Source organism: Paenibacillus sp. Marseille-Q4541, from assembly GCF_018310695.1.
In the GTDB taxonomy this organism is placed as follows: domain Bacteria; phylum Bacillota; class Bacilli; order Paenibacillales; family Paenibacillaceae; genus Paenibacillus.
The window spans coordinates 1-11,911 of record NZ_JAGXCY010000018.1 but is presented as its reverse complement, the minus strand read 5'-3'; the positions used below and the strand labels follow the sequence as shown (position 1 = coordinate 11,911).

Sequence of the window (11,911 nt, the reverse complement as noted above, 5' to 3'; positions counted from 1 at the left end):
AGAAGGGTGTGAGCAAACTCCATGAACTTATCAACGGCACCGGAGCTGAATTCAAGAAAGAAGAAGAACCGTAAGCTTCTGATCAAACTTAAGTCTCAATATCAGCTTCTGATCATGTCAGTCCCATTCGTAGTCTTATTATTCATTTTCTCATACATACCTTTGTGGGGCTGGATGATGGCCTTTCAACGTTATTCCCCAGGTAAAGGAATCTGGAAAAGTCCCTGGGTTGGTCTCGATAACTTTGTCACGCTTTTTCATGATGAGCGGTTCTTCCTCGTGTTGCGTAATACGCTAGCGATGAGTGGGATGAGCCTTGTATCGGGTTTTGTTGGTGCAATCGTACTGGCACTGCTCTTGAACGAAGTGCGTCATTCCTTTTTCAAGCGAACGATCCAGACGGTAACCTATATTCCTCACTTTGTTTCCATGGTCGTTATTGCCAATATCGTGCTTACTTTCTTAGCCCCTGAGGGAATCGTAAATGATTTGTTAATCAAGATGGGAATTCTGAAAGAGTCTATGTTTATTATGGGGGAAGGGAAATTATTCTGGTTTATCAACACATTAATTGGACTGTGGAAGGAACTGGGCTGGAGTACGATTATCTACTTGGCCGTACTCGCCGGGATTAATCCGGATTTGTATGAAGCAGCTGATGTGGATGGAGCTGGGCGATTTCAGAAAATGTGGAACATCTCTATCCCGAGTATTATGCCGACAGCCATTATATTACTGATCTTATCGATGGGCAATATCATCAATATTGGATATGAATCGCAGTTTTTATTAAGTAATCCGCTTAATATGGAATATTCAGAAGTACTAGACTTATATGCACTAAATCTATCATTTGGTTCCGGGCAATATTCAGTCGGTGTAGCACTAGGTATTTTTAAATCGATTATCAGCTTAATCATCGTGATATCCGTTAACTTTCTCGCGAAGAAAACGAGCGGAATACGTTTATTCTAGCCTGAATGAAGGAGTGACTTGCAACCATGAAACCTCGGCTTCGTTTAAGAGATCTAAGCTTTGATGTGGTGAACTACATATTACTCGCCTTATTGGGATTTTTCACCTTATATCCTTTTATTAATCTATTAGCTGTATCGCTGAATGATCCGCTGGATACGATTCGAGGTCAAGTATACTTTTTACCGAATAAGTTTACCTTGGACAATTACAAACTGGTCTTCGAGGATCACTCATTGTATATGGCGGCCGTGCGCTCGGTCCTTCGAACCGTACTTGGGACATTCTTGTCAGTGACTTGCACTATGATGCTAGCTTATACACTTACTAGAAAAGACTTCGTCCTGCGAAAATCAATTAATTTAATGATGATTATTAGCATGTATGTGAGCGGTGGTCTCATCCCTTCTTACTTGCTCATCAAAGGATTAGGTATGACGAACTCCTTCTGGGTTTACATCATACCTGGACTTATCGGGGTATTTAACGTCATTATTATGCGTACTTCGATGGAAGGTTTGCCAGACGGCTTGCTAGAGTCCGCAAGAATTGAAGGTGCGAATGACTTCCAGATTCTATTCCGAATTATCGTACCTATCAGCTTACCGGTTCTCGCTACTATAACATTGTTCAATTCCGTTGGACATTGGAATTCTTGGTTTGATAATTACTTATACAATACGAAAGATAACCTGAATTTACTTCAATTCGAGCTGATGAAAATACTGATGCAATCGACGAGTCAGATGACGAGTAATGCCTCTTCAACAGGTTATGTGGATGGTGAAAGTATGAAAAATATTACGCCTGAGGCTATCCGTGCAACGATGACCATCATTGTGACGTTCCCCATTCTGCTCGTTTATCCATTCTTGCAGAAGTACTTTATCAAAGGCGCCTTAATTGGTGCGATTAAAGAATAGTTATCTGCGGAACTTATTTTCGTTGGTATAAAAAAAGAAATAGAGAGGGTGGCATGATTTGAAAAAAATAGCTTTGTCTATGAGTTGCTTTTTGCTCGTCACATCTTTGCTTGCTGGATGCGGAAAGTCAGAAAGTTCAGTAAAGAATGAGGATCCGAATGCGCCAGCAACATACACCATGAGTACTACGGACACGAAGTTGAAATGGGGTACACCTGTGGATAAATCGATTACAGATAAAACAGGCGTATCCGTTGAGTATCTTCCGATCGTTGGAGATGAAGCTCAAAAGATGGATCTTTGGCTAGCATCGGGTGACTACCCTGACATGTTAACATTGTCACCGAATATGACGGGTAAATATCGTGACGCAGATGCTCTTATTCCTCTAGAAGACTTAATTGACGAGTATGGACCTAACATCAAGAAGCGTTTTGGTAAATATTATGATTTGCTAAGAGATGAAGATGGACATATTTATTCTCTCTATGGCATTAATCTCTCGCAAGAACCACCTGCAAGCGCAGCTGCTTCTTTCATTATTCAATATGATGTACTCAAGGAATCGGGCTATCCGGAAGTGAAGACGTTTGATCAATTATTCGATATCATCGAGGCTTATTATAAGAAACACCCAACAATAGAAGGTCAGCCAACCATTCCTTTCTCGGGTTATTGGGGAGGGTATACGTTTACGAATCCAGTTATTGCGGCAGCAGGTTTGCCGGACCAAGGGTGGAGTATCGTAGATGAGAATAACAATGTTCGCTTTGGTTTAACAGAACCGTTTGCGAAGGAATACTACAAGTTTCTTAACAGACTCCAAAAAGCAGGGATGTTAGATAAGAACATCTTCGGTAAAGGAGAAGAGAACTTATCTAAGATTGCTCAAGGGAGAGTACTCGCTGAATTCATGCCAGGTTGGCTGCTGAATACACCAGAGAAATCGATCGTTGCAGCGGGTCTAACTGAACGTCAGTATGCGAAATTTCCTATTCTCATTGATGAAAATACCGTCGATCAATCCTTCATGATGGCGATCACCAATTCAAGCTCGAACTGGGCCATTACGAATACGGCAAAAAATCCAGAACGTATCGTACAGATGATCGATTTCTTGTTCTCAGACGAGGGTCAACTTCTTATCAACTGGGGAGTGGAAGGCCTGCAGTATGAAGTGAAAGATGGCAAGCGAGTAAAGAAAGCAGATTATGTGGATCAATTGAAGAAAAATCCTGATCTCGTATATCAAAATGGCCCAGCTGGCCCAATGACTAACTTCACGATCGGTGATGGTGCTTTGCTCGATGATGGGGACTATGCTACCTCCAACACGAAAGAATCCGTTATAGCAAACTATGATGAAGCTACGAAAGAAGTATTATCGAAGTACGGAAAAGAGACATGGTCTGATTTCTTGCCATCAGAGCCGATCCGAGTACCCTCTATGTTGTGGCAATTATCCGAGCCGGAAGAAAGCAAAGCGATCTTCATTAAGCTAGAAGAAACATTGAATAAAGAAGTTCCTAAGATGATTTTGGCCAAAACAGATGCTGAATTCGATGCTGCGTGGGACAATTTTGTGGATCAAGTTAACAAGGCAGGAAGAAAGCAGTATGATGAAGTGTGGACGAAGACTTGGAATGAATTCTTGGATCGTTTTAACGCGGCGATCGGATCATAACAACAAATGCCGGACATCCCTTATACAAGGAGTGTCCGGTGTTGTGCTATCTCCTGCTTAGGAACCTGAGGTGAAGCTAACTTGAACATCCGAATGAAGATATTTCTCGCTAATGCAGGAGTTTCTTTAGTGTTGCTTACTGTACTTACTTTGTATATGAGCGCATTTAGCAGTAACATCATTTTGGACAAAGCCAAAGAAGATGCAGGTTACTCCATCTCGCAGCTGTCTCAGAATATTGATACACTGCTTCAGACTTATGAGCAGATCGTAGATTCGCTGTATGTAAGTACCGAAATGCAAAATATGTTGCTGGACAATTACAATTCATTCGCAGAGGTACAGCAGGTATATCTAAATTACATCCAGCCCTATGAACAATGGATCACGACTTCTAGAGAACTGCTGCAATTTTCCATATATACAGATAATCCTACTTTTCAATATGCTCAGGTTCATTACATTGATGAGGAAGTGAAGAGTACGGACTGGTATCGCAGTTTGCAAGGACAGAATAAGACCCTTGTAAAAACGTGGACTGTGTCCAAAGAATACGCCTTGCTGCGTAAAGGGACCATTCGTCTTGCACAAAAAGTACATAATGCGGCAACTAATCGAGAGATGTACACGGTGATCGATATTGAAGATCGGATGATTCACAATCTGATCTCCCGAGAAAATGAGTCTCAAAGGTACATTGCCAAACCATTCCATCGTTGTTGATACTAGTGTGGAACAGAGGGATATAAAGGATACAAAGCAGCTTCCATTCTATAATCTGATTGAAGAAAACGATGATTATTCGGACGTTTATGAAGAAGATGGGAAGAAGTATCTACTTACGGTACAAACCTTAGATTCACGTAGCAGTATTCGAGGTCTTAAGGTCATTCAAATGATGCCGATTGACGAGTTATTCGCAAAAGTGAATCAGATGAAGGATGTTGCTTTTATCCTGTTGATTGCTTCTGGAACGGTCTCTATCGCAGCGATTTATTTTATTTCACTTCGGATGACGAAGCGGCTGATGGAATTCGCAAGGCAGATCAAAACGATGGATATCGAGAAACTGACAACGACTATTGAGATACGAGGAAATGATGAAATTGGCCAATTGAGCCATCATTTTCAGCAGATGATAGTGCGAATTAATCAACTGATCAAGGAAGTGTACCAAGCGGATATTTTAAAGAAAGAGTTTGAGCTGTATGCATTGCAGGCACAAATTAATCCGCATTATTTGTTCAATACATTGAATGCAATCAGGGGCAGTCTCCTAGAAAAGGGAGACAGGGAGAATGCCGAGATAATTAAGTTGTTAGCGTTATCATTTCGCAAAGTACTGAGTAAACCGTCCGAGCTGAATGGGGTAGGAGAAGAACTGGAAGTTGTAGATACGTTTTTAAAGATTCAAGTATTCCGCTTTGGCAGCCGTCTCAGGTACTCCATTGATGTACCACCTGATTTCTTGCAGCTTGCTATACCCAGGTTATCCTTGCAGACCTTAATTGAAAATACGATCGTGCATGCGCTAGAACAATCCATTGGGGTTACTGAAGTGACAATAACTGCGGAGAGGTACGATGATCAGCAGGTGAGGATTACGGTTTCAGATAATGGCCCCGGACTATCTGGAGAACGATTGCAAGAAATCTTAGCATGGATCAATGAAGATTCCGAAATTGCTAGATCAAACCGAGTGGGACTGCGCAACATCCATCAGCGTCTCCAAAGAACATATGGTGGATCTTACGGCTTGCAAATTGAAAGTGTCCAAGGCCAAGGCACCCAGGTCTCCATCATCATACCTGACAATACCTACGAAGGAGGAGACATCTCATGATGAATGTGTTACTGGTTGACGATGAACCCGGTGCAATCAAAACGTTCAAGTATTTACTAGATTGGGAGACGTTCGGTTTTCAGGTTACAGGAGAAGCAGCCAATGGTCATGAAGCAATTGAGATGCTGAAAAATCATCACTATGACCTTATGATTACAGATGTTCGCATGCCAGGTATTAGCGGCTTGGATTTAATTGCGGCCATAAGATCAGAATCGAATATCCCGATTATTGTAGTAAGCGGATTTGATGAATTCGATTATGTAAAGCAATGCATTAAGTTCGGCGTGAAGGATTATTTGTTAAAACCGGTGAGCGAAGAAGATGTGAGCAAATTACTAACCCAGATCGCGCAGGAGATTCATGTGAAGAAGACATTAAATAAACAGCTTTATCTCGGTATTCCGGCGATTAAGGATCAGACCTTAAAGTTGTGGGTACAAGGTAGAATTCATACCGACCAGGCGTTGGAGCAGATGAGTCTTCTAAATATCGAATTTAATGAACCGTGTTTCTTTTGCTGTATGCTCATGGAGATGGATTTTCATGAAGCTAGTAATGTGAAGATGACTGAAAAGGATATTGAGGCTGAGCGGTTTGCAGTACGTAATGTCGTGAGTGAAGTGCTTGATCGCCGTGGATATCTATTTGAAGAATCAAAGGAACGTTATGGAATCTTGTTGTGCCACGAGAACGGGCATTGTGAGCCAGACCAGTATGTACAGCTTGCTACAGAGATCCAGAGCAGCGTGCTGCGATTTGCAAAAGTGTCACTGACCATTGGAATTGGACAGATTGTAGATTCGATCAAGGAAGTGGAAAGCTCTTACTACACCGCTCTTATGATGTTGGATCGTAAATTTTTGTTAGGTGACCTTTCCATTATTAATAGTATCGATCTGCCGAATGATTTGAGTAAAAGTGAAATGATCAATATTCGAGATATGAAAAGGCAGTTTGAGGATGTTCTAAGCCAAGGTCATCTCGCTCAAGTGATTCCTTTACTACAAGAGCATATGGAGCATTTGATTACAAAATCAGCTCCGAAATCACTGGTTCAGGTCATGATCTTGGATCTGTTCGCAAGTCTAGTTCGGTTGGAACGTGAAAAAGTAAGCAGTCTTGACGATGCCTTACATTTGTCACCTGATGAATATGGACGCATTATGAAGGCGTCTACGATTAAAGAGCTTTTTCAATATGCCCAGGAGAAATGTAGAGATGTTATTCAGCGAGTAGAGGAAACAAGGGAACCTCAACATACGAGTGCCATCGAACAGGTTAAGCGTATCGTTGCGACCGAGTACGGAAGTAACGTAAGTTTGAAAAACATTGCAGAACAAATCTTTATGAATTCGGTGTATTTGGGGCATCTGTTCAAATCGGTAGTAGGGATTTCCTTTAATGATTATTTAATGCAAGTTCGAATGGAACAGGCCAAACTGCAGTTGATTCATTCAGACAAAAAAGTATACATGATTGCAAATGAAGTAGGCTATCGTCAACTAGACTGGTTCTATCGAAAGTTTAAAGAGTATACCGGACTTAGTGCAGGTGAATTCCGATTACAGCACGGGAAGCAAGCGCGAAAGGGAGGGATTATAGAATGAAATTGAATTTTATAGGATCATCTATAGAAACCTTACGTAAGGGAATTGAAGAGCTTGAGGGTCAGTTGTCCTTTGAGTGGAAAGAGGACGGTTTACCAATTGAAGTGATTCAAGAAGGTGGTGAACTAATTGTTTCTTTAGAACAGGGACAAGGATTCATCCAATACGACCAGCCGATACACTTCTTTCGTGCTCTAGGATTGTTCACTCAGTATGCGAAACAAACGAATCATTTTAAACGATGTGAGAGTCCAAGGTTCGACTTTAATGGGCCAATGCTCGATATGTCGCGCAATGCTGTATTGAACATAAATGCTGTCAAACAGATGATTCGGTATCTTGCTGCCATGGGCCTAAATGGGCTTATGCTATATACCGAGGATACTTATGAAATAGAATCTCGTCCTTACTTTGGATACATGCGAGGCCGATATACGCAGGGAGAACTGAAGGAGATTGATGACTATGCCGCACTCTTCGGGGTGGAGGTGGTTCCTTGCATTCAGACGCTGGCTCACTTACAACAAGCTTTAAAATGGTCTTACGCATCGGAGATGAAAGATCACGATGACATCCTGCTGATCGGAGAACCTCAAACTTATCAGTTTATCGAAGATATGATTTCGGCGGCAAGTGCACCTTTTCGATCTAAGCGGATACATATTGGAATGGACGAAGCATTCGCTGTAGGGCTGGGCCGTTATTTAGCGAAGCATGGTTATCAGGATCGTTTTGATATTATGCAAAGTCATCTGAGTAAGGTGCTGGAGATTACTAGTAAATATGGACTAAAACCAATGATTTGGAGTGATATGATCTTTCATTTCTTATCGAATGATAAGAATGGATTCCATTATCCGCTGGATGTTAATTTTGCGAAAGAACAGCTGGATAAATTGCCTTCTGATCTGCAATATGTGTATTGGTGTTATGGTACAACAGATCAGTCAAAGTATGAGAAGATTATACTTAAGCATAAGGAGCTCGGCTCGACGCCGATCTTTGCAGGAGGGATACACTGCTGGGGTGGCCTTAGTCCCAATTACGGGAAGACGTGGGAGACGTCGCATCCCGCATTACGTGCATGCAGAGCACAAGATGTTCGAGAGGTAATTGCAACGGCATGGGGCGATAACGGGCAAGAAACGAATCATTTCACGATCCTACCGGGATTACAGTTGTATGCGGAGTATGGTTATTCTGATGATGTAAATGATGAGCAGTTGAGTAAACGATTTGCGGCATGTACGGGTATGGATCTGTTTGATGATATCGTTGCTTTAAAGTACATGGATGAAACACCTGGGATCGGGGAAGGCAATCACTGGATGGCAAGACCGTCAAAATTTATGCTGTATCAAGATGTACTTCAGGGGTTGTTTGATAAGCATCTGGAGGGGGATCCAGAACAAGATCTTCCCCAATATTACTTGTCACTACAACAACAATGGTGTAAGAGTAAAGAAAAGGCAGAGGGACCTTTCGGAACGGTGTTTGCGTTCTATGAGCATCTTAGCGGTGTCATTGCGATGAAAGGCATGTTAGGATTAGAAATTAGGCGTCTATATGAAGGCGGTAACAAGGATGCCCTGCTAGAAGTATCTGAACATCGCCTACCTGCTGTTCGCACACAAGTAAATGAACTACGACGCATACATCGTAAGTTGTGGATGCAGACAAATAAGGCGTGCGGATGGGAAGTATTGGATATCCGTTATGGTGGAATTATGGCAAGATTGGAAACTGCAAGTGAGCGGTTAAGGGATTTTGCGATAGGACGCGAAGATCGTTTAGAAGAGCTGGAGCAACAGCCTTTATTGTTCGATCCTCATTTACCTGAGGGGCAAGGATATTTGACGATTGATTCCAATTCCTATCAACGGATTGTAACTGCAGGTGCGCTCGTTTAGTAAAAGCATGCAAGAAGGATGAATGGCTAAGCAACAGTTCATGAGTCAATGAGTTTTAAAGGTTAGAGATCTTTGCTTATACTATTCTATGTGGAGAAGGTGCTATCTTAGATGAACAGATTCAAGCAAATGAGTAATGAGGAATATGCAATATTTCCTGTGCCGCAAGCTGTAAGTTACCCGGGAGGAGAAGCGAAGATTACAGATGGCGTGAATATCGTCATTCAGTCCGAGCTTCATCAGGCAACGCTGCCTATGCTTCAAGAAATGCTTACGAGACATGGCTTTGTACATACGATAACGGATCATTATGTAGAGGATCAAACGAACCTTTTTCTAGTCGATCAGGATAAGAAAGATGAATGGACTGCATTCGTTTACTCAGATCAAATTCCCGAGGTGAAGCATCCAGAAGGCTATAGTCTGATTATTAATGGCAGCTCTGTTAGCAATCTAGCGATTGTTGGAAGTGATAGTAACGGAATCCACCATGGTGTGGTGACACTTAGAAGCATATTAGATCAATCTAGTAACCGAGTTTTGAAGAACTGTATCGTGACGGATTATCCTGAAATACGTTATCGAGGATACATCGAAGGCTTCTATGGTTACCCATGGAGCCATGAAGATCGTATGGATCTCATGCAATTTGGCGGAGAACAGAAATTAAACACTTATATCTATGCCCCTAAAGATGATCCTTATCATAGGAAAAACTGGCGAGAACTATACCCTGCCGATAAGGCGAAGGAAATTGCGGAGCTTGCAGCAGCGGGGCACGAGAATCATATGAATTTCGTGTGGACGATTCATCCAGGTGACTCCATTGATCTCTCCTCAGAGGAAGATGCCGAGTCTGCAATCTTGAAGCTGGAGCAGCTGTATGCACTAGGAGTACGGCAGTTTGGTATCCTTTTCGATGATATTGGGGGAATACCTGATGGTGCCGAGCAGGCTAGGTTTATTAATCGCATCGATGCTGAATTTGTTAAAGTTAAGGGCGATATTGAGCCTTTAATTACGGTAGGAACAAGATATTGTGAAGCTTGGGGACCTTCCATGACAGGGTATTTTAAACCATTCGTAGATACGCTTCATGATGATGTAGAGATCATGTGGACAGGTTCAGCGACGATGTCGAACATTGCAAAAGAACAATATGATGCTCCAAGACGAGAGATCAACTCGGCTAAACCATTGTCTGTATGGTGGAACTACCCAGTTAACGATTATTGTGACTCCAAAATATTAATGGGGAAAATCCAAAATTTAAGTTCGGATTTGGACAATGTGAATGGATTTTTCGCCAATCCTATGAATCAATCTCAAGCATCTAAACAAGCTTTATTCTGCATTGCAGACCATAACTGGAATACAGATGCATTTGATTGTGAGAAGAGTTATTCGGCCTCATTCAGGGCCCTTGCACCCGAGGTAGCGGAGGAGCTGGAGATTTTTGCTTCTAATAGCTGCTATTTAAAGGATGACGGAGGCAAGAGCGGTACATTTTTATTTGATGAGTCCTGGGATTTGAAAGAGGATGTACAGAGATTAATAGAGAGTGTTGAACAAGGGCTGGATGTAAGCGAGTACGCAAGCAGGCTCTTGAAAAGCTTTATTCGCATGGAAGAAGCGGCAGATATCATAGATGAGAAGTGTTCGAATCGCCATTTAGTGCAAGAACTAGAACCATTTTTGAATGCATTCAAGCGGATGGCACAAGCGGCAAAGCAGGTGATTCACGCGGTAATTGCGTTCCAAGCAGGTGACTTTGTTGCAATGGAACAGCATAATGAAGCTGCGCAGAAGCTTCTAACTTCGATGGAGGCATGTAAAGTACACCGTTTAAAAGAAGGAGTTCCGCATGATTTTACCGTTGATGTAGGAACACTCGTCATGAAACCTTTCATCGCGGACATGATCGTAAAAGTAGCTGTTGCAGCAGGTACAGAACAAAAGCTAGTGGTCCCTTCCTATGAGAAAAATAACATCGCTTTACAATCACTCGGCGTTACTGCATCTGCCTCCAGTTACACGGATGAGAATGCGAATGCGAGCAAAGTAATCGATGGTGCAATCAGTACAGGGAAATGGTGCGCTACAGAGCTTCGTCCATTCCTGACCGTTGATTTGCAGCAGCCATGCACGGTGAAGCAATATCGGATTGTGAACTGCGGTCATCCGGAAGCAGGAGAAACGAGATTGTGGAATACGATGCATGTGCAAATCTTAGCTAGTCATGATGGGGAACACTTTACGGTGATTGATGAAGTCACAGACAATAGTGGAGATGTTATCAACCGGATTCTAGCAGATGAGATTACTGCGCAGTACTTCAGACTACAAGTGATTGAGCCAGCACAGACGAGCAATGATGGCAGCGGTCATACTCGGATTTATGCGTTTGAATTATATGATGAAAGATATCCAGAGCATGCAGCCAAAGTACTTTCATCCGATATCCAAATAGGTAAAGATGGATCAATGATCATTCATCATGTACATCCAGGGGATGTCATCTCCTTATTCCATACCCTGAATGAGGATACTCCATTTGCGGTCTCGGAGAAAGTGGATGAGCACAGTGACCAGGTTGTTTTTGCAGAAGGAACTCTTGGCGGGCATGTAGATAGAGTATTTGTGGAGAGAATAAGTGGATATAGTTTGCCAAGTGTCAGAACATCGAAAGGAATCCTCGTTTAGAGTATTCGAATGGCGAATTGGATCTACTGGGAATAAAGTTGCTAGCACTAGAACAAATCTAAAGAAGAATCCCTATTACTTCATGAACATGAGGTAAAAGGGATTCTTTTATTTTTCTTTAGTTGCTTATTTTGGCTAAAAGTATAATAGCGCCTTAGTAAAAATTATTTGTTTTTACTGAAGATCAATGATTTGTAAACACGTGAAATTCTAATTATATAGCATTTACCACACGTTGAAACGAAAAAATCATTACTTATCAG

General features: G+C 42.0%; 8 protein-coding genes. All 8 read left to right on the top strand.

All coding sequences use genetic code 11. The features are described from left to right. Positions 1-21 precede the first annotated feature (21 nt). The 8 genes from KFT32_RS16965 to KFT32_RS16930 all read left to right on the top strand — a co-directional run bounded on the left by KFT32_RS16965 (position 22) and on the right by KFT32_RS16930 (position 11,648). Complete coding sequence (locus KFT32_RS16965) at positions 22-975, top strand: ABC transporter permease (protein WP_211748427.1); 954 nt, start codon at positions 22-24, stop codon at positions 973-975. A 26-nt stretch (positions 976-1,001) separates the two neighbouring features. Continuing rightward, positions 1,002-1,898 (top strand): carbohydrate ABC transporter permease, encoded by an 897-nt coding sequence (locus KFT32_RS16960; RefSeq protein ID WP_211748426.1) that lies wholly within the window; start codon positions 1,002-1,004, stop codon positions 1,896-1,898. A gap of 58 nt (positions 1,899-1,956) precedes the next feature. Further along, on the top strand, positions 1,957-3,582 hold the full coding sequence (locus KFT32_RS16955; RefSeq protein WP_211748425.1) for an extracellular solute-binding protein: 1,626 nt from the start codon (positions 1,957-1,959) through the stop codon (positions 3,580-3,582). Between the two features lie 81 nt (positions 3,583-3,663). Further along, the gene (locus tag KFT32_RS16950; RefSeq protein WP_211748424.1) at positions 3,664-4,305 is read left to right on the top strand and encodes a cache domain-containing protein; all 642 of its coding nucleotides are present in this window, start codon (positions 3,664-3,666) and stop codon (positions 4,303-4,305) included. Further along, the gene (locus KFT32_RS16945; protein WP_211748423.1) at positions 4,280-5,425 is read left to right on the top strand and encodes a sensor histidine kinase; all 1,146 of its coding nucleotides are present in this window, start codon (positions 4,280-4,282) and stop codon (positions 5,423-5,425) included. The genes KFT32_RS16950 and KFT32_RS16945 overlap by 26 nt, the downstream gene beginning before the upstream one ends. Further along, positions 5,422-7,035: a response regulator gene (locus KFT32_RS16940; RefSeq protein ID WP_211748422.1), complete on the top strand. Its 1,614-nt coding sequence runs from the start codon at positions 5,422-5,424 to the stop codon at positions 7,033-7,035. The genes KFT32_RS16945 and KFT32_RS16940 overlap by 4 nt, the downstream gene beginning before the upstream one ends. Further along, positions 7,032-8,945: a beta-N-acetylhexosaminidase gene (locus tag KFT32_RS16935; protein WP_211748421.1), complete on the top strand. Its 1,914-nt coding sequence runs from the start codon at positions 7,032-7,034 to the stop codon at positions 8,943-8,945. The genes KFT32_RS16940 and KFT32_RS16935 overlap by 4 nt, the downstream gene beginning before the upstream one ends. Before the next feature lie 111 nt (positions 8,946-9,056). Beyond that, a complete protein-coding gene (locus KFT32_RS16930) occupies positions 9,057-11,648 on the top strand; it encodes a glycoside hydrolase family 84 protein (protein ID WP_211748420.1) in 2,592 nt (863 codons plus the stop codon). Positions 11,649-11,911: the final 263 nt, after the last annotated feature.